Source organism: Azospirillum humicireducens (assembly GCF_001639105.2).
GTDB classification, from domain to species: domain Bacteria; phylum Pseudomonadota; class Alphaproteobacteria; order Azospirillales; family Azospirillaceae; genus Azospirillum; species Azospirillum humicireducens.
The window spans coordinates 657,959-676,731 of record NZ_CP028902.1; the positions used below are offsets into that span (position 1 = coordinate 657,959).

The following is an 18,773-nucleotide window of genomic DNA, read 5'->3' on the forward strand; positions in this document are numbered from 1 at the left end:
TGATCAGGATGCGGGCGGTCTTCATCCGGTCGCCGAAATGGCGGATGCGGTCGGCCTGCTGGTCCTGGTCGGTGTAGAGGACCGAGGTGTGGCCGATTCCGCCCAGCGCCACCAGGGCGGCGGCCTTGTCGCAAGCCTCGGGGAAGTCCTTGGCGCGGTAGAGCGCCAGGGTGGGCGACAGCTTCTCGTGGGCGAAGGGTTCGCTGTCGTCGATGTCGGTGACTTCGGCGATCAGCACCTTGGTGGCATGCGGCACGGTCAGGCCGGCCATGGCGGCGATGGCATGGGCGGGCTGGCCGACGATGTCGGCATTCAGGTGGCCGTCGGTCAGCAGCACCTTGCGCACGGCGTCGGCCTCGCGAGCCGACAGGATGTAGCCGCCATGATGGGCGAAGCGGTCGCGCACGGCGTCATAGACGGCATCGACCACCACCGCCGACTGTTCGGACGCGCAGACCACGCCGTTGTCGAAGGTCTTGGACATCAGGATGGAGGCCACCGCGCGCTTGATGTCGGCGAACTCGTCGATGACGGCCGGGGTGTTGCCGGCGCCGACGCCGATGGCGGGCTTGCCCGACGAATAGGCGGCCTTGACCATGCCCGGCCCGCCGGTGGCGAGGATCAGGTTGATGTCGGGATGGTGCATGACGGCGTTGGAGAGCTCCAGCGAGGGCTCGTCGATCCAGCCGATGATGTCGTCGGGCGCGCCGGCCTCGACCGCGGCGGCGAGCACCAGGCGGGCGGCCTCGCAGGTGGATTTGCGGGCGCGGGGATGGGGAGAGAGGACCAGCCCGTTGCGGGTCTTCAGCGCGATCAGCGCCTTGAAGATGGCGGTGGAGGTCGGGTTGGTGGTGGGGACGATGCCGCAGATCAGGCCGACCGGCTCGGCGATGGTGAGGATGCCGGCGTCATCGTCTTCCGACAGCACGCCGCAGGTCTTGTCGTCCTTGTACTTGTTGTAGATGTATTCGGCGGCGAAGTGGTTCTTGATGACCTTGTCCTCCATCACGCCCATCCCGGTCTCCGCCACCGCCATCTTGGCGAGCGGGATGCGGGCGTCGGCGGCGGCAAGCGCCGCGCTGCGGAAGATCAGGTCCACTTTCTCCTGCGGATACTCGGCAAAGCGCGCCTGCGCAGCCTTCACCCGCGCAATCAGGGCGTTCAGGTCGGTGAGGGTCGTGACGGTCATGGTCATCATCCACTTGCTGTCCGGGGGGCGCCGTTCGGGTGCGCCGATGCGGTTCCGGACGCCGATGCGCCCGGACCACGGCCAGAATTTTGAAAGGAAGCGGTAAGGGTCAGAACTTGTGAGTTCTTATGGGTTTTTTTGGTCGTCATCCCCGCGGAGGCGGGGATCCAGTCTAACCCATTGATTTCGCTTGGGAAACACTGGATCCCCGCCTGTGCGGGGATGACACTCGACGAGGGATGTCCTTGGCTTCGAGCGTCATCAAANGTTCAAACTTCAAACGTCTCTCAGCAGCACTCACAAGAACTCGAAAACTCTCAAAAGCCGCCGGCGAGGTCGGCCAGGGCATCGCGGTCCAGCAGGTCCAGCTTGCCGCCGACGAGGATACGGATCAGGCGGGTCGACTTCAGCTTGGTCAGGGTGCGCGACACGGTTTCGGTGGTCAGGCCGAGATGGTCGGCGATGTCGCTGCGGCCCATCGGCAGGTCGATGATCTGCTCACCGCCCTTGCGGTCGCTGAGGCGCAGCAGGAAGGTGGCGACCTTCTCGGCGGCGGTCTTGCGGCCCAGCAGCACCATCTGATCCTGCGCCGCCATCAGCTCCGAGGTGGTCGCCGACAGCAGCTTGCGGGCGAAAGCCGGCTGCGCGTCCATCAGGGCATCCAGCTCCAGCCGAGGGATGCGCTGGATGGTGGTCGCGGTGACGGTTTCGGCGGTGTAGAGATACTGGGCGGCGAAGGCCAGACCCATCATGTCGCCGGCCTGCAGAAAGCCGATGATCTGGCGCCGGCCGTCGGGCAGCATCTTGTAGAGACGGACCATGCCGCTCATCACCCGGAACACCGAGCCGGCCGCATCGCCTTCGCTGAACAGCGTCGTCTCGCGCTCATAGACCTTGGCGTGGCCCAGGCTGGCGAGCGGGTCGGCGGGATTGCGCGGCTGGATGGCGGCGCCCACCCCGGCGGTCGGCGCCATCGCCAGGGCGGAGACCAGATAACCAGGAACGGCGCGGTTGGCGTGGGCGGCAATGGCGGCGTGCGTGGACATGGTGGCCTCGACCTTTGCGGTGCGGTGCGCTCCGGTTCGTTCCGGGGTGCATCTGATGGCCCGAAGCTATCGATCCCCCGCCGCCCTGTGCAGTTCGGTGATGTACCTAAGGAAGTTTGCGTACGTAAGTGTACCTACGTAGGGGACCGTATGGGGCTGCGACGAATCCCCCTCTTCCGTCCCGGGAGAGGGAGATGATACCGCCGGAACTCAGGCGGCGGCGGGCGCCGGCAGCAGGCGGTTCAGCATGTCGATCAGCTGATCCTCGTCGAACGGCTTCTCCAGCACCGCCACCACGCCGGCCTCCTTGGCGCGGGCGAAGGTGGAGGGGTCGCCGCGGCCGGACACCATGATCACCGGCATGCCGTGCAGGTCGCCGCCATGGCGCTCCAGGAACTCCAGCCCGCTCATCACCGGCATATGCAGGTCGAGAACGAGGCAGCCCTGCGGATTGCCGTCGAAGGTGTCGAGGAAGTCCTGGCAGGACGGGAAGTCCCGCACGTCGAAGGAAAAGGCTTCCAGCAGGGCCTTCAGGGAGTCGCGGACCGGCTCATCGTCGTCGACGATGTGGACGACCCCGGCACCCGGCATCCCGCCCGGCCCGCTGTCCAAATGATCCATGACCGCCTCCGAACTTCCATGCAAACACGATGGCGCCGACGGTGCGGCGCGTCATGGAAGATAAAATGCGGCGGGAGGCGCCGATATACGGACCAATGCGTATGCGGCGCGCTTTTGATGCAGATCACCCGCCGCCGGGGACCACACCCGCGGCGATGGCCATGCGCACCAGGGTCGGCAGGCTGTCGGCGCGCATCTTCTCCATCACGCGCGCTCGGTGGATCTCCACCGTGCGCGGGCTGATCGACAGTTCGAAGGCGATGACCTTGTTCGACTTGCCGGCCACCAGCCAGCGCAGCACGTCCAACTCCCGCGGCGTCAGGGCGGCGAGACGGTCCAGAACCTCCGGCGGGGCGGATGCGGCAGGCGGCGGAGCAGGCTGTTCCGGCACAGGCTGCGCTGTCTCCGCCGTCCGGCTGTCCGCCGCGCGGGCAAGGGTAAGGGCAGAGCGCACGGCGGCGAGCAGCGCCTCCTCCTCGAACGGCTTCTCGACGAAATCGACCGCCCCCGCCTTCATGGCGCGCACGGCGAGCGGCACGTCGCCATGGCCGGTCATCACCACCACCGGCATGGCATGGCCGCCGCGGGTCAGCCGCTCCTGCACGTCCAGGCCGCTCATCTGCGGCATCCGCACATCGACCAGCAGGCATCCTGGCCGCGACGGCGCACCGGACTCCAGGAAGGCGAGCGGGGTGGAGAAACTTTCCGCCCGGAAGCCGGCGCAATCCAGCAGGACCTCCAGGGAGTCGCGGATCGCGTCGTCGTCGTCGACGATGAAGACGGTGAGGTCGGACTCGGCAATGGGCATTGCGTCAGCGGGCATCGCCGGTCTCCTGGCTGGCATCCGCACCGGCATCCGTTGCGGACAGCGGAACGGTGAAGGCAAAGCTGGCGCCCGTGCCGGGGGGAAGCGCCGCCGGCTCCAGCCACAGCCGGCCGCCATGGGCCTCGATGATCGAGCGGCAGATCGACAGGCCGAGCCCCATACCGCTGCTCTTGGTGGTGACGAAGGGCTGGAACAGCTGGGCGCGCACCGTCTCCGGCACGCCGGGACCGCTGTCGCTGACGGCGACGCGGCGGAAGGCCGGCTCGCCCGGTTCCGAGCCGGTATGGACGGTCAGCACCCGCTGCGCCCCGGCCGGGCTTCCCTGCGCCATTGCCTCGATGGCGTTGCGGACGAGATTGAGGATCACCTGCTGGACCTGCACCTTGTCGATCAGCACCTGCGGATCGGCGGCGTCGAAGTCGAAGCGCACATGCAGCTCCCGCTCCTTCGCGCCGACCAGGGCGAGGGCGCTCGCCTCCTCCACCACCTTGTTGAGCGGCTCGACCGAGCGGTGGGTCTTGCCCTTCTCGATGAAGCTGCGCAGGTGGCGGATGATCTGGCCGGCGCGGGTCGCCTGGGCGCTCGCCTTGTCGACCATGTCCATCGCCTTGACCACCGTTTCCGGCCGCTCCATCAGCCGCTTGGCCGCCTTGGCGTAGTTGATGACGGCGGTCAGCGGCTGGTTCAGCTCGTGGGCCAGCGTCGAGGCCATCTGGCCCATGGCGCTGACCCGGCTGACATGCAGCAGCTCCGACTGGAGCTCCTGCAGGCGCCGTTCGGTGGCCTGACGTTCGGTCAGATCGCGGACGAAACCGGTGAAGCGGCGCTGGCCCGCCAGCAACACCTCGCCCACCGCCAGTTCCATCGGGAACACCGACCCGTCGCGCCGCTGGCCGGAGACGACGCGGCCGATGCCGATGATGCGGCGTTCGCCCGTCCTGCCGTAGCGCTCCAGATAGCCGTCATGCTGCTCCCGGTAGGGCGACGGCATCAGCATGCTGATGTTGCAACCGATCGCCTCCGCCGCCGCATAGCCGAACAGCCGTTCGGCCGCCGGGCTGAAGGATTCGATCAGCCCCTTCTCGTCGATGACGATGATGGCTTCCGGCACCGTCTCCAGGATGGAGGTGAGGCGGGCCTCGCGCTCGCGCAGCTCCGCCTCCGCCCGTTTGGCCGCGGTCAGATCACGGATGATCCCGATATAGACGGGAGCGCCGTCCTGGCTGGCCTCGCCGATCGACAGATCCATCGGGAAGCAGGAGCCGTCCTTGCGCAGGCCTGTCACTTGGCGGCCGATGCCGATGATTCGGCGCTCGCCCGTCCGGTGGTAGCGCTCCAGATAGCCGTCATGCTCCTCCTGGTAAGGCGACGGCATCAGCATCTTGACGTTGCGGCCGATCACCTCGGCGGCGGTCCAGCCGAACAACCGCTCGCAGGCTGGGTTGAAGGTCTTGATCCGGCCGCGGTCGTCGATGATGACGATTCCATCGGGCACGGTGTCCAGCATCGCCTGCAGCTGAGAAAGCGCGTCCAGGTTCCCATCCCGGATGTCGTCGGCCACGTCGAAACCCTCTTGTGAAATCAATTGTCTGTCATTCGTCTCCACCCACAGAGTAGTTGAGTGCAACCGTTGGTCAAGGCTGCAGATCGGGCGACGCGGCCACAGCCACGCTGCCGAGGGCGTCCAGTTCCAGATCGTCGACCGCGAGGTTCTTGGCCTTGGCCTCCACCTCGAAATCTGCCCAGGAGAGATGGTCCGCCACCAGCCGGTTCACGGCACGGTTCCACATCCGTTGCGAATGGGCCCGCAGATCCTTCGTCGTCAGCCCGCGCGCCGCCAGCGCGGCATAGTCCGGCAGGCTGTCGGACGGCCAGTCCGCCAGCAGATCCTCGCGCGATACGCTGATATGGGCGACCGGGCGCACCCCGCGCCAGGAGCCGATGACAGTGGCGATTCGCGGATCGTCGGGACGCAGATACTCCCCTTGCGTGCGGACCCAGTGATGGTGGATGTCGAGCACGATCGGCACGGCATCGGTCAGCGGCAGCAGGTCGTCCAGGCCGAAGGACATCTCGTCGTTCTCGACGGTCAGCAGGTTGCGGGCATCCTCCGACAGCAGGGCGAGGCCGCGGCGGAAACCGGCGATGCCCTCCCCGCGCCCGCCGCCATGGATGTTGACATGCGCACCTTGCGGGTGCCAGCCGCCGGCCAGCCCCATCATCCGCAGGATGTCGGCATGGTATTCCAGCTCCGCCACCGCATTGTCGAGGGTGGATGGATTGGCGCTGTTCAGCACGCAATACTGGTCCGGGTGCAGCCCGATGCGGATGCCCGCCTCCATCGCCTTGCGGCCGGCATGCTCCAGCCCGCTCTGCACCAGCGACCGGATGCCGGGCTGGCGGTAGAGCGGCCGTCCGATCTCGTGGGTGTAGGCCGGCAGCAGCCCACTGTTGACGCGCAGCAGGCGACGGTAGGCCGGTTGCCGGGCGACCTCGTCCAGTTGCAGCTGGAGGGCCAGCAGGTTGCGACGCAGCACCTCGGTCAGTTTTTCCTCGGCGCGGGCGGGGCCCAGCTTGCTCAGTGTCGCGATGGTGACGGTGCCGGGATTCATGCGCTTGGCAAGTCCGGCGTCGCCATCGGGCGGAATATACTGGCAGCACCAGCCGAAGCGGGGAACGGACGGGGATGGGATATGAGAGCTGTCGGGCATCGGTCGGCAACGTGAAGCGGACGGGTTCCTTGATATGGACCGCTGGCAGGCACCGTCCACCGGATGGGCCGAGGGGACTCATCCCATCCCGCCCATCCGGCGCAGCGCCCCGGTCGCGACCGCCCGCAGATCGGTGCCGCCGGCATCGCGCGGGACAGCCGCGGCGAGCGTGCCCAACCGGTCGGCCAGCGCGCGTTCGGGTGCGCACAGATCCTCGCACAGGGCACGCATCTCGGCGATGGAGGGTCGCCATTTCCGGCTCCGGCGCCAGTTGCGGGCGGCGGCGTCGATCACCCAAGCCGGGTATTCGCCCAGATCCTCGGCCCAGTCGAGCGCCATCATGCGTTCCACCTCCGGCGACAGTCCCTTGGCCGGGAAATGGCTGAGCAGGGTCAGCACACGGCCGAGCAGATGGTCGCTGTCGGCCGGGGCCAGCACTGTGGCGTACAGCTCCTCAAGACTCTGGCGGGCGAGCGCGGCCTCGGCGGCGGTTACGCCGTCGGGCGCGGACCACAGTTCGATCATGCCGTCGAAGCCGTCGTCACCGAAGCGCGGACGGCGGTCGATCCGGCCCTGGGCGAGAAGCCGCTGGAGCATGGGCGGCAGCGCGGCGGTCAGGCGGGCCTGCCGAAGAGGGGCCGGCAGCGCCGGGTCGAAGGCCTCCGTCGGGGAAGACGGAACCGGGCAGCGCGGGAGGGCGGTGATGGTGGCGCTTCGCTTGTGGACGGTCATCGGTCTCCCCTTTTTACGACCAGGAAGGCGTGGCTGTGCGCTGGCGCAGTTCCGAGGCAGCGGCGGCCCAGGCACCCAGGCGCTGTTCGGCTGCGGATGGATGGGCAGTCGTGGTGCTCGCTATCGCGGACGGGCGGTTGCGGACGACGGGTGCCTTGCCCGCCGCGGCATCCTGCGCCAGCCATGCCCGCCAAGCCGATGAGATGTCACGGTAGCGATAGCCGTGGGCCCGACAGCGCAGGATGAACCCCTCGACATGGCGGCCAAGGTCGATCTCGGCATGGCGCGCCTTTGCCCAGGCGAGATCGTCGGCAGTCGGCATCCAGTCTTGCGGAACCGTTTGCGCCCGGTCGTGCCCGCCCGAAGCGTGCGAGTCTGGAATCTGTTTGGAATGGACCTGTTCCTGACTCGTCGGCGGACAGGGGCTGTGCATGTCCGAGTCATCCCTGTCGGCCGGCCGGACAGGGCGGGCGGAGACGCAATCCCTGTCGGACCCATCGACGGTATCGGCCGGTGTGAAGCGCAGGCGGTAGAGGCAGGACAGGCGGGCGCCGTCGCGGCCGCGGCGGTGTTCGACTCCGACCAGGCCAATGTCGCTCAGGCCCTGGATGATGCGGTTGATTGTGGGGCGCGACCGCTTCAGCTTGGCGGCCAGCGTCGATTGCGACGGCCAGCACAGGCCGTCCTCGTCGGCGAAGGTGGCAAGCGCCGCCAGAACGGCGAAGCCGTCGGCGTCCAGGCCGGGATGGTCCAGCCACCAGGCGGGAATCCGTCCCCACCGTCCGGTATCGGGGGGATTTGCCGCTGCTGCGGACGGTGTCGGTGTGGGCATGGGGAAAACTCCGCGAGGCTTGGGGGCCGGCATGGATGGGGCCGGCGAACTTGCACGAAGGATTCCGCCGGCTGCTGCGGTCGTCGAATCGCGGGCAAAAGGGACTGATTCGGTTGTGTCCCCTTCGCCCGCGGTTGTGTCCCATCGGCCCGCGCCTGTGTCCCCCTTGGTCGCGGATATGTCCCCTTTGGCCGCGTTTGGCTTGCGAATCGGATTCTATCCCGTTTGCCCGCACTTTGCCGGGGACCGGCGCTATCCGCGCCGCCGTGGGCTGTCCCGCTTGCCCGCGATTCGCGGCCATGGTCCGCGGTCCGCTTCGCGGAAGGCGGCTGCTGGCCAGCCTCGCCGGCCGGATCTGTCCCATTTGCCCGCGCTTCGCGGTTCGGCTGGCCGCATCACGGAATTCGATGTGTCCCTAATGCTCGCGTTTGGGAGCCCTCCGGCGCCGGGACTGTCCCGTTTGCTCGCGCTTCGTGGCCCCATGACGGGAATCCGCGCCCCCGAGTCTCTATCCCATTTGCTCGCGCTTCGCCGAACCGCGGTGCGATTCGCAGCGATCCACCCCAGCGGACGCCTGCGGGGCGGCGCCATCCGATTGCCCAAGGACGAAGCGCGGGCATTCGGGACACAGCTGCGGGCATTTCCTACACAAGCGCGGCCAAACGGGACACAGGCCTGCAGACGGACTCGGCCCTGCCGGTTGCCACCATCCGATGCCAGCCCCTATCGTGCCGTTTGGCGAGGAGGGATGAGCCATGAGCAAGGCGAACGCGGTCCAGCTGACTCTGTTCGAGATGGAGGACCGCAGTCAGTCCCATATGATCGCGCTTTACGACACGGCGCCGCGCTTTGTCTTCGTGTCGAAAGGCCGGGGGACCGAGCCGGAGCTGCCGGCCGCCAACGCGTTCGTCCAGTCGGTGCACAAGGAGTTTCCCTTCAAGGACGCCCTGTTCACGCTGACCCTGCAGCCCGCCCGCATCTATCGCCCGGCCAAGCCCGCCCCCGGCGACGATCCGGCCGACAAGCGCATGGTCGAGTATGAGGTGTTCCCGTCGGAGCGCGAACAGATCGTCGAGCAGGTGGTGCGCCGCCTCGCCATGGACCGGTCGCGCCTGTCGCTGATGGGGGACAAGCAGGACCGGGTGCGCGTCCATTTTTCGCTTTATGAGATTCGGCGGGAGTTGCGCGCGGTCAACCGCACCATGGACACGGCGGAGATCCGCGAGGCGCTGGAGATCCTGGCCCGTACCCGCATGATCATCAGCAAGGTGCCGGAGAACGGACGCAAGTCTGCGCGTCCGGTTCTGGAATCCTCGGTCTTCCCCACGCTCTACATCCGCCCGCGCACCGGCGAGGGCGGCGAGGAGGACGAGAACGATACCTATCTGGAGTTCAACGCGCTGGTCGCCTCGGCCATCCGCAACCTGGAATTCAAGCCGATCTCCTACCAGTGGATCATGCGGCTGAAGAGCCCGGTGGCGCGCTGGCTCTACAACCGGCTGTCGATCGAATATGGCGACCTCGATCTGGCCCGCCTGCCGGACGGGATGCACAGCGTGCCGCCGATGACCCTGTCCGCCGACGACATCATCAACAACAGCGGCATGAACGAGTGGAGCCGGCGGCGCGACACGCTGCGCACGGTGACCCTGGCGGTCGATTCCCTGGTCGAGGAGGGCATCCTCGACCGGGTGGAGAAGACGGTGTCGAAGGACGGCCGGCGCATCAACGACATCGAATACATCATGATGCCGAGCCAGAAATTCCTGGATCAGGTCCGCCGTGGCAATGACGTGCAGGAGGCCAACGCCGCCACCTACCGAGCCATTGCCGGCAGCGACGAGCGCCCGAAGGAGTTCCTGCCCATCACCCCCGGCCAGAGCGTCGAGGTTCGCCGCCGCCGCGGCACCCTGCTGGGCGCACGCTCCGGTCAGGGTGAAGGCTGACGACTGACGTCCGTCGCTCCGTTGGGAGGCGTATCCGCCAACCGCAGGCGGATGCGCAACCCGCCCAATGTTCCCGGCTCCATCCATTCCACGGGAATCCCCATGCGCTGGGACAATTCGCCGACGATAGACAGTCCTAGCCCCACACCATCGCCGCCGGACTGGCCAAGCCGCTGGAACCGCGCGAAGGAGCGCTGGAACTCTTCCGCGGTCAGGCCGGGACCGTCATCCTCCACCAACAGATCGATGGTGGCCGGGCCGGTAGCCGTAACGACCGTGACAGCGACGCGCCCCGGTGTTCCGGCATATTTCATCGCGTTCTCGACGATGTTGCGCAACATGATGGCCAGCAGTTCCGGGCGCGCCGTGACGTGAAGGGAACGGGGCGATTCCAGGACGACCTCGACTCCGCACCTGTTCGCCAGCGGCACCAGATCGGCGATGACGGACTGGACCAACCCCACGAGATCGATCCGGTCGGCGGGCGTCTGGATCAGATCGACCGATTGGGAGCGGGTGACGTCGAGCAGCTGCGAGATCATCCGTCCGGCCCGGTCGGTGGCCCGAAGGATGTTGGCGAAGCGGGCGTGGCTGCGGTCTGGCAGATCCTCGCCGAGGGCTTCGACCTGCGCACGGATCGCAGTCAGCGGAGTGCGCAACTCGTGTGCCGCGTTGGAAACGAAGTCACGCTCGTGTGCGAGAACCAGGTTGAGCCTTGCCATGAGGCCGTTCAGCGCATGGGCCACCCCCTGCAGCTCCTCCGGCACTTCGGTTTTGTCCAGCGGCGCAAGATTGTCCTCGCTGCGCTCGCCCACCTGTCTGGCAAAGGCGCCGAGCGGCGCCAGCCCTGACCGGATGCCGATGATCAGGATGCCAATGATCAGAACCGTTGCGGCCAGCACATAGGCGGCCAGCAGTCCGGCGACATGGATCGAGGAGAACAGCGGATCGAACATGTCGACCCCGATTACCACCCGCGTGCCGCTGCGCTCGTCCTCCAGACCGTGGAAGATGCGTGTCCTGTCGCCGGTCTTGGCCTTGCCGTGCAGGGGCAGAGTCAGCAGTTGGTCCGGCGGTAGCGCCTCTGAACTGTAGAAAAGCACGCCCTTGCGACTGATCACGACCAGATATTCGTCCGCGTGGAAGTCCGGTTCCCAGGGCTGATCCGGAAACGGCATCGTGATGAGCGCGGCGGGCTGGGTCGAGGTGAAGGCCAGCAGCAGTCTTGCGATTTGGGCAGCACGGCTGTGGTGCGACTGCCGATATTCCATCGCCACTGCCGCGACGATCAGGACGGAGGCCGATATCCAGACGACTGCAGTCAGCCAGACCAGCCGGCGGCGCAGGCGCGCGCGGATCGACGGCATGTCATTCCCTCGGCAGCATGTAGCCGACCCCGCGGATCGTCTGGATCAGGTCGGCCCCCAGCTTGCGACGGATCTGGGAGACGAACACCTCCAGCGTGTTGCTCTCGGCTTCGCCGTTCCAGCCGTAGAGATGCTCCTCCAGTGCGTTGCGGGTGAGGACCCGGCCCTGGTTATCGATGAAGCGGAGCAGCAGCGCGAACACCTTCGGGGTGAGTGTGATGCTCTCGTTGCCGCGCTGGACCGTGAACGAGGTGGGATCGATCCGCAAATTCCGGTATTGCCGGAGTTTGGAGACGTGGTTGCCGCGCCGGCGGGCCAGTGCCCGGCATCGGGCCATCAGCTCGTCCATTTCGAAGGGCTTGACCAGATAGTCGTCGGCGCCCAGATCGAGTCCGCGTACCCGGCTGTCGAGTTCATAGCGCGCGCTCAGGATCAGGATCGGGACCTTCTGCCCATCGGCCCGCCTTTCGCGCAGGATGTCCAGTCCGTCGCGGTCCGGCAGGCCCAGGTCCAGAATCAGCAGGTCGAACCCGTCCAGGGTCGTTATCCCGTCGAGACCTGCCGCGTCCTCCAGCCAATCGACGGTCATGCCATTCCTGGTCAGCCTCGCCCGGATGGCGTCGCCGATCAGGGGATCGTCTTCTATAAGCAGAATGCGCATCACTGGTTCCCGGTCGATTGGCTGTAGACTTACCGGGAAATCCTGAAGCCAATCTGAACCGCCCTGTCCGGAGGAGGGCGTTTCCGCATCGCTTCGTACGCGCCGGTCGATTTTGGATCAGTCCAGCCCGACCTTGCCTTCGGCCCAATACGCCTTGGTCAGGATGCGGTCGGTGCTGACGCCATTCTTTCGCAAAGCCTTCAGCAGATGCTGGATCGTCCGGGCGCGCCCGGCCAGGACGAAGCCAGTGTCGCGGCCCGGCAGGCGGAGCAGGATGTCGGCCAGCGTCTCCAGATGGCCGTCGTCCTGCTGCCGGGCGATCAGTGTGGCTGGCAGATCCAACCGGTCGGTGACGCTCTGCGCCGCGGTCCGATCGCCGACCTCGAAAACGGTATGGGTGGGATGCCATGCGGCGGCGAGACCGATTGCCGTTTCGTCGCCGACGAGCACCCTTGTTTGCGTGTCGAGTCGCGACAGATCCAGCGATTTGCGCGGTCCGAACAGCCGAACAGGCTCGCCGGGCCGGGCGTTGCGCACCCACAGGCTGCCGGGTCCAGTGGTCAGCGCATGGGCGATGAACCGGGTACGCCCCTGTTGTGCCTCCCAGTCGATGGGGGTGTAGGTGCGCGTGGACATCCCGGAGCCGAGTTTGACCTGAATCTTGTCGCCGGGCATCCAGGCGAGATCGCGCAACGCCGGTCCTTCCAACGTCAGCAGATGCAGCCCCGAAGCCAGTTCGCGGTTCTCGACGATTTCGGCCTGTCGGAACAGCAGCCGGGTCAGCAGGCGCGACACCACGCCATCGCCGGCCGGCGGCCGGCCGGACGCCGCCTCGCGCGGTTCGTTCAGGGTCGGGGTCATGGCAGGGGAAGTCATCGCGGAGATACCTTTTGAAAGTCAGCCGCCGAAGCGGTAGCTGGAGACCGTGACGAAGCCCATCAGCCGGTCACGGTCGATGCAGGGCGCCGGATCGATCCATCCGGCACGTTGCGACCATGATCGTAGCCGCGGGCGGCGCTCGTGACCGTGAGGGCTTGTTCTTCCCAACGGGCCGATATCACCAGGATGGCGCTGGGACGGATCGGCCATTGGGCGGTAACGCGCAGCGGATCCTGCATCCGCGGCCAGGGGCCGCCGCCATGGCACAGGAAGTGAGTTGGCATGCGCATGACGATCGACCGGGCTTATTGGGGTGCGTTTTCGGGGAGCGAGAGGGAGACCGGCCACCGTCAGCGGGGCTGAACAGGCAGGGCGCGACCACGTCCCCACAGAACGAAGGCCGTCAGAGTCACCAGAACCATGTTCATCGGAACGACGGCCGCTTCGCCGCGGGTCAGGTGGAACAGCAGAGCCAGAACCTGCAACAGAATGATGCCGGCCGCGGCGAGAACCGTCAGACGCGGCTGGATGCGGGTCAGGGACGGCAGCAGGATGCCGATGCCGCCGAGCAGATCGGCGATGCCGGTCACGGGCACCAATCGCGGATGATCCGCCGTCCACGGCATCATCGCGGCGAGCTGGTCCGCCGGCGTGGCCAGCTTGGTAAAACCGGCATAGATGAAGAACAGCGCCAGCAGGGTCTGGACTGTCCACAGTCCGAGACCAAGGAGGTGGCGGCGGGGAGCAAGGGTCGCAGTGCTCATGGGAAGGGTCCTTCGGATGGATGATATCGGCGGGCATCGTTGCCTGGATCCAAGGTGCCGGTCGCCAAGCATCCATGGAAGTGATATGATTTCGATGAAAACCATCGAAATTGGAGATGGATCGTGATCGGTGCGCTGACGTTGGACCAGCTGCGTGTGCTGGTCGCCATTGAGAAGACCGGCAGCTTCTCGGCCGCCGGACGAGAGCTTCGCCGTGTGCAATCGGCCATCAGCCATGCGATCCAGACGCTTGAGGACACGCAGGGCGTGCAGCTGTTCGACCGCAGCGGCCGGACGCCGCGCTTTACCGACGCTGGCCGCGTGCTGGCCACCCAAGCGCAGCAGATTCTGCGCCAGGCCGAGGCGTTCGAACGCACCGCGCACTCCATCGCGGCGGGATTGGAGCCGGAACTTTCGATCGCGGTCGACAGTTTCGTGCCGACTGGGCCGGTGATCCGGGGACTGGCCAATCTGCAGCACAGATTTCCCGATCTGACAGTGACGCTGTTCACCGAGGGACTCGGGGCGGCTGAGCGGCGCGTGCGTGACGGCAGCGCCACGCTGGGGCTGTGTGCGCTGCTGCCGTCCATTGCGCAGGATTTGCAGGCCGCTGCGCTGATGCAGGTCGCGTTGGTGCCGGTGGTGGCGCCCACCCATCCCCTGGCATGCGAGACGCGCCCCCTGACGCGGGATATTCTGTCCGAGCATGTCCAATTGATCCTGACCGATCCGCTGCAACGCCCCGGTCCCAGCTTCAGCGTCGTCAGCCCGCGCGTATGGCGGTTCGTCGACATCGCCCGCCGTCTGGAGTTTCTGCTGGCCGGTTTCGGTTGGGGGACGATGCCGCATCATCTCGTGGAGGAGGCCCTGGAAAGCGGTCGTCTGGTGCGCTTGGCCATCGACGATCCGGCGGTGCTGCCTGGATCGGTCGGGCTGTTCGCCGTTCACGACCGCAAGCGCCCGCTGGGAATCGGCGCCCGCTGGCTGCTCGAGGAGCTGCAACGCCAGGGCTGGGACGCCTATTCCCGGCAGGGAGCCGGCGGGTTTGCCGGGGGTGGACCTACCAGCGATAGCTGAGGCCGGCGAGGGTGCTGAACTGGTCGGCGCTTCCCTCCTGCTTGACCAGCGGACTGTCGGCGGCATCGCCGAGTATGCGGGTATAGCCCAGCCGGCTCACGGCCTGGATCGAGTCGGTCACGGCATAGCTGACGCCGATCGACAGACCTGCATCCTTGAACCCCGCCCCGGCGTCGTAACGGGCCAGGTGGTGTACGGAGCGGGCGGATTGGGCCGCGGTGATGCCGAAGCTGCTGCTCATGTAATTGTCGTCGGCCCAGGTGACATGGGGCGACAGGCTGAGACGGGCCCGGTCGCCGAACAGTCGGATCGCATACTCCGCCTCGACGGTGGCCGAAAGGCCGTCACGGTCGCCGCCAAGGTCGCGGGCGACCTGCAGTCCGACCCCGACGGGACCCATCCGATAGCCGAGCCGGGCGGTCGCCACAGCGCCGCCGTCCAGGTTGCCGAGCCCTTTCAGGGCGTCGTTGTCGCTTTCCTTGCGTCCGGCATGATAGCCGATGCCGACATCGACCTTCAGGGCATCGGTCGCGAAGGGCGTGGCGACGATCCCCGCTCCGCCCCTGGTGGTTAGCCGAACCCGGTCGCGCCAGGACACCTCGACGATAGGGACCGGCATCGCCTTGTAATCGTTGGACCCTTCGTAATCCGGCGCGTAGATGGCGCCGCCGCCGAGCATGAATGTCCAGTCCTTGGAGGGTTTGCTTCCCTCGTCATCCGCCGCCGCCCGCGTGGCGGTGCCCGCCAATGCAGTGCAGAGGGTGGCCGCCAGGACCGCTCCGCGGCTGAACGATGTAACCATCATGGTGATGTGGGCCTTATCCAGAAGGGGGTCGCGGCGGACCCTGCCATCGCTTGCTGAATCGGACCTGAACGGAGCGAGGCGACTTTCCGGATTGATATGACTGCCGGCGGCAGCCATTGCCGCCGGAGCTATTGATCCTCGAAGGTCAGGATCAATAGCCGCTGGTATCAGGCGGCCCCCGGTCCGGGAACCGCACCCGGCGGGCATTTGCCAAGGATGATCATCCCCAGCACCTCGTCCTTGGTCACGTCGGACACGCGGGCGGTGCCGACCAGCTTGCCGTTCTTCATCACATGGATGCGGTCGGCCAGATCGAACACGTCGTGGATGTCGTGCGAGATCAGGAAGATGCCGATCCCCTCCTGCTTCAGCTGCTTCACCAGCTCGCCCACCTGACGGGTCTCGGCGGGACCGAGGGCGGCGGTCGGTTCGTCCATGATCAGGACGCGGGCGTCGAAATGGATGGCGCGGGCGATGGCGACCGACTGGCGCTGGCCGCCGGACAGGGCCTTGACCGGTTCCTTGAAGCGGCGGAAATGCGGGTTGAGGCGGCCCATCACCTTGCGCGCCTCCGCCTCCATCGCGTGGTCGTCCAGGGTGCCCCAGCGGGTCAGCTTTTCCCGGCCGAGGAAGATGTTGGCGGCGGCGTCCACATTGTCGGCCAGCGCCAGCGTCTGGTAGATCGTCTCGATGCCGCAGCGCTTGGCGTCGCGCGGGCTGGTGATCTGGACCGGTTCGCCGTTCACCCGGATCTCGCCATGGTCGGCGGCATAGGCGCCGGACAGGATCTTGATCAGCGTCGATTTGCCGGCGCCGTTGTGGCCGAGCAGCCCGACCACCTCGCCGGGATAGAGGTCGATGCTGACGCCGTCCACCGCCTTGATGCCGCCGAAGGCGATGGAGACGTCGCGCATCTCCACCAGCGGTGCCGTTGCGGCGTGTGGAGCCGCCGTAGCGAGAGCGCTCATTTCAGCCCCCATCATTTCAGGCCCCTGCGATAGAGCGTGTCGACATAGACCGCGGCGACCAGCACGAGGCCGACGACGATGTTCTGCATCGGCGCGTCCACCCCCAGCAGCACCATGCCGGATTGCAGCGACTGCATCACCATGGCGCCCAGCATCGCGCCGAGGATGGTGCCGACGCCGCCGGCCATCGAGGTGCCGCCGATGATCGCCGCGGCGATGACGTACAGCTCGTCCAGCGTGCCGTTGGCGTTGGTGGCGGCGTTCAGCCGGGCGGTGGCGATGCAGGCGGACAGGCCGCACAGCGCCCCCATCAGCCCGAACACCATCACCATCACCCGCCGGGTGTTGATGCCCGACAGCTCCGCCGCCTCCGGGTTGCCGCCGATGGCGAAGACGTAGCGGCCGAAGCGGGTGCGCCGCGACAGGAAGGTCATCCCCACCCCCACCGCCAGCGCGATCAGCACCGGAATGGCGAAGCCGTGGGCGACGAAGGGCAGCCCGCGGTCGGTGGACAGCCCTTGCGCCTCCATCATCCGGCGCACCACCGGGACGGGAAGCGGGTAGCTGTTGACCACCAGCACGGCGCCGACGATGGCGGCGGCGACCAGCAGGATCACCACCCCCTCCGCCCACAAGGGCCGGACGGGAAAGCCGAAGCCGGCCCGCCTCCGCCGCGTTACCAGGATGGCGGCGACCGACAGCAGGACGGCGGCGATGCCGACCGCCCAGCTGGGGCCGGCGCCGATGGCGCCCTCGAAGCCGCCGCCCAACCGCTTGAACAGCCCGTCCATCGGCGCCACCGTCTGGCCGGTCGTCACCCACCACGCCGCCCCGCGCCAGACCAGCAGGCCGCCCAGCGTGACGATGAAGGACGACACGCCGAGATAGGCGATGACGGCGCCCTGCACCGCCCCCACCGCCCCGCCGACGGCGACCGCCGCCAGCACCGCCACCACCCAGGTCAGCGGATGGTCGAAGCCCCAGATCTCCGGCAGGATGCGGGCCTGGAGCACGCCGACCACCATGCCGGTGAAGCCCAGGATGGAGCCCACCGACAGGTCGATGTTGCGGGTGACGATGACCAGCACCATGCCCGTCGCCATCACGCCGACGGACGCGGTCTGCACCGACAGGTTCCACAGGTTGCGCGGGGTCAGGAAGGCGCCGCCGGTCAGGATGTCGAAGCCGATCCAGACGATGGCCAGCGCCCCGATCATCCCGACCATGCGGGTGTCCAGCTCCAGCGCGCGCAGGGCGTCGCCGATGCCGGCCCGCCGTCCGGCCGGCGCTTCCGAGGAAGGCGCCGGGGGGGACAGGGTGGTGGACGGTTCCGTCATCAGTTGCAGGCCTTGACGCTGCCGGGCTTCACGCCCTGGCACACCACGTCCTTTGTCACCCAGCCGGCGTCGATCACCGTGCCGAGATTGTCCTTGGTGATGGCGATCGGGGTGAGGAACAGCGAGGTCATCTTCTGCTTCTTCGGACCGCCGTCGAAGGTCGCGGCCCCGGCGATGTCGGTCATCTTCTTGCCGCCGGCCAGCTCCATGGCGATCTCGGCGGCGCGGCGGCCGAGTTCACGGGCGTCCTTCCACACCGACACCGTCTGCGTGCCGAGCGCGATGCGGTTCAGCGCCGCCTTGTCGCCGTCCTGGCCCGACACCGGCACCGTCCCGGCCAGACCCTGCGCCGCCAGCGCCGCGACCGCACCACCGGCGGTGCCGTCGTTGGAGGCGACCACGGCATCGACCTTGTTGCCGTTCTTGGTCAGGATCTGTTCCATGTTCTGCTGGGCGATGGCCGGCAGCCACTTGTCGGTGTAGGCCTCGCCGACATTCTTCACGTCGCCGCGGTCCATGGCGGCCTTCAGAACCTCCATCTGGCCGGCGAACAGGAAGTCGGCGTTGGGATCGGTGGAGCTGCCCTTGATGAAGGCGTAGTTGCCCTTCGGCTTCATCGCGAAGACGCTGCGCGCCTGGAGCCGGCCGACCTCCTTGTTGTCGAAGGTGATGTAGAAGGCCGACGGGATTTCGATCAGCCGGTCATAGCCGACGACCGGGATGCCCTCCGCTGCTGCCTTCTCCACCGCCGGGCGGATGGCGTCGCTGTCCTGGGCCAGGATGATCAGCGCGTTGGCGCCGCGCGAGATCAGCGATTCGATGTCCGACAGCTGCTTGGCCGGCGAGGACTGGGCGTCGGCTGACAGGTACTTGCCGCCTGCCTTCTCGATCACGGCCTTGATCGCCGCCTCGTCGGTCTTCCAGCGCTCTTCCTGGAAGTTGGACCAGGACACGCCGACGGTGGCGCCGGCGGCCAGCGCCGCCGTCGAGGTCATGGTGGTCGCGGCGGCCA

Annotated in this window: 18 protein-coding genes; 2 read left to right on the forward strand and 16 right to left on the reverse strand. The window is 67.3% G+C overall.

All coding sequences use genetic code 11. The annotated features are described in order from the left end of the window. The 8 genes from A6A40_RS31455 to A6A40_RS17585 form a co-directional block, all read right to left on the reverse strand. A partial coding sequence (locus A6A40_RS31455) for an aldehyde dehydrogenase family protein (RefSeq protein WP_236783856.1) occupies positions 1-1,189 on the reverse strand: 1,189 nt, incomplete at its 3' end. Between the two features lie 317 nt (positions 1,190-1,506). After that, a complete protein-coding gene (locus tag A6A40_RS17555; RefSeq protein WP_108547180.1) occupies positions 1,507-2,235 on the reverse strand; it encodes a helix-turn-helix domain-containing protein in 729 nt (242 codons plus the stop codon). A 210-nt stretch (positions 2,236-2,445) separates the two neighbouring features. After that, entirely contained in the window at positions 2,446-2,856 is a 411-nt protein-coding gene (locus A6A40_RS17560; RefSeq protein ID WP_108547181.1) for a response regulator transcription factor, read from the reverse strand. A 124-nt stretch (positions 2,857-2,980) separates the two neighbouring features. Next, positions 2,981-3,679: a response regulator transcription factor gene (locus A6A40_RS17565; RefSeq protein ID WP_236783857.1), complete on the reverse strand. Its 699-nt coding sequence runs from the start codon at positions 3,677-3,679 to the stop codon at positions 2,981-2,983. Further along, positions 3,669-5,189, reverse strand: a complete 1,521-nt coding sequence (locus A6A40_RS17570; RefSeq protein ID WP_236783873.1) for a PAS domain-containing sensor histidine kinase — start codon at positions 5,187-5,189, stop codon at positions 3,669-3,671. Before A6A40_RS17570 ends, A6A40_RS17565 begins: the two co-directional genes overlap by 11 nt. A gap of 127 nt (positions 5,190-5,316) precedes the next feature. Continuing rightward, positions 5,317-6,393 carry an apurinic/apyrimidinic endonuclease family protein gene (locus tag A6A40_RS17575; RefSeq protein ID WP_108547184.1) on the reverse strand — a complete coding sequence of 359 codons (1,077 nt, stop codon included), beginning with the start codon at positions 6,391-6,393 and terminating at the stop codon, positions 5,317-5,319. Positions 6,394-6,471: 78 nt separating this feature from the next. Continuing rightward, entirely contained in the window at positions 6,472-7,125 is a 654-nt protein-coding gene (locus A6A40_RS17580; protein ID WP_108547185.1) for a hypothetical protein, read from the reverse strand. Positions 7,126-7,138: 13 nt separating this feature from the next. Beyond that, positions 7,139-7,957, reverse strand: coding sequence for a helix-turn-helix domain-containing protein (locus A6A40_RS17585; RefSeq protein WP_108547186.1), 819 nt, complete (start codon positions 7,955-7,957; stop codon positions 7,139-7,141). Between the two features lie 755 nt (positions 7,958-8,712). Between A6A40_RS17585 and A6A40_RS17590 the strand changes: the two genes are divergently transcribed. After that, positions 8,713-9,903 (forward strand): plasmid replication protein, encoded by a 1,191-nt coding sequence (locus A6A40_RS17590; protein WP_108547187.1) that lies wholly within the window; start codon positions 8,713-8,715, stop codon positions 9,901-9,903. Here A6A40_RS17590 and A6A40_RS17595 read toward each other — a convergent pair. From A6A40_RS17595 to A6A40_RS17615, 4 genes are all read right to left on the reverse strand, one after another. After that, positions 9,888-11,270 carry a sensor histidine kinase gene (locus A6A40_RS17595; RefSeq protein WP_108547188.1) on the reverse strand — a complete coding sequence of 461 codons (1,383 nt, stop codon included), beginning with the start codon at positions 11,268-11,270 and terminating at the stop codon, positions 9,888-9,890. The genes A6A40_RS17590 and A6A40_RS17595 overlap by 16 nt on opposite strands. A gap of 1 nt (position 11,271) precedes the next feature. Then, positions 11,272-11,931, reverse strand: coding sequence for a response regulator transcription factor (locus tag A6A40_RS17600; RefSeq protein ID WP_108547189.1), 660 nt, complete (start codon positions 11,929-11,931; stop codon positions 11,272-11,274). A 117-nt stretch (positions 11,932-12,048) separates the two neighbouring features. Further along, positions 12,049-12,807 carry a siderophore-interacting protein gene (locus tag A6A40_RS17605; protein ID WP_108547190.1) on the reverse strand — a complete coding sequence of 253 codons (759 nt, stop codon included), beginning with the start codon at positions 12,805-12,807 and terminating at the stop codon, positions 12,049-12,051. Between the two features lie 353 nt (positions 12,808-13,160). Next, a complete protein-coding gene (locus A6A40_RS17615) occupies positions 13,161-13,574 on the reverse strand; it encodes a DoxX family protein (protein WP_108547192.1) in 414 nt (137 codons plus the stop codon). A gap of 123 nt (positions 13,575-13,697) precedes the next feature. Between A6A40_RS17615 and A6A40_RS17620 the strand changes: the two genes are divergently transcribed. Then, entirely contained in the window at positions 13,698-14,651 is a 954-nt protein-coding gene (locus tag A6A40_RS17620; RefSeq protein ID WP_108547193.1) for a LysR family transcriptional regulator, read from the forward strand. On the opposite strand, the gene A6A40_RS17625 is transcribed toward A6A40_RS17620, so the two are convergent. The 4 genes from A6A40_RS17625 to xylF all read right to left on the reverse strand — a co-directional run bounded on the left by A6A40_RS17625 (position 14,635) and on the right by xylF (position 18,756). After that, entirely contained in the window at positions 14,635-15,456 is an 822-nt protein-coding gene (locus A6A40_RS17625) for a MipA/OmpV family protein (protein WP_158279309.1), read from the reverse strand. The genes A6A40_RS17620 and A6A40_RS17625 overlap by 17 nt on opposite strands. Positions 15,457-15,623: 167 nt before the next feature. Beyond that, the gene (locus A6A40_RS17630) at positions 15,624-16,424 is read right to left on the reverse strand and encodes an ATP-binding cassette domain-containing protein (protein ID WP_108547195.1); all 801 of its coding nucleotides are present in this window, start codon (positions 16,422-16,424) and stop codon (positions 15,624-15,626) included. An 11-nt stretch (positions 16,425-16,435) separates the two neighbouring features. After that, the gene (locus A6A40_RS17635; RefSeq protein WP_108547196.1) at positions 16,436-17,761 is read right to left on the reverse strand and encodes a sugar ABC transporter permease; all 1,326 of its coding nucleotides are present in this window, start codon (positions 17,759-17,761) and stop codon (positions 16,436-16,438) included. After that, on the reverse strand, positions 17,761-18,756 hold the full coding sequence (xylF, locus tag A6A40_RS17640) for a D-xylose ABC transporter substrate-binding protein (protein WP_108547281.1): 996 nt from the start codon (positions 18,754-18,756) through the stop codon (positions 17,761-17,763). Before xylF ends, A6A40_RS17635 begins: the two co-directional genes overlap by 1 nt. Between the last annotated feature and the right edge of the window lie 17 nt (positions 18,757-18,773).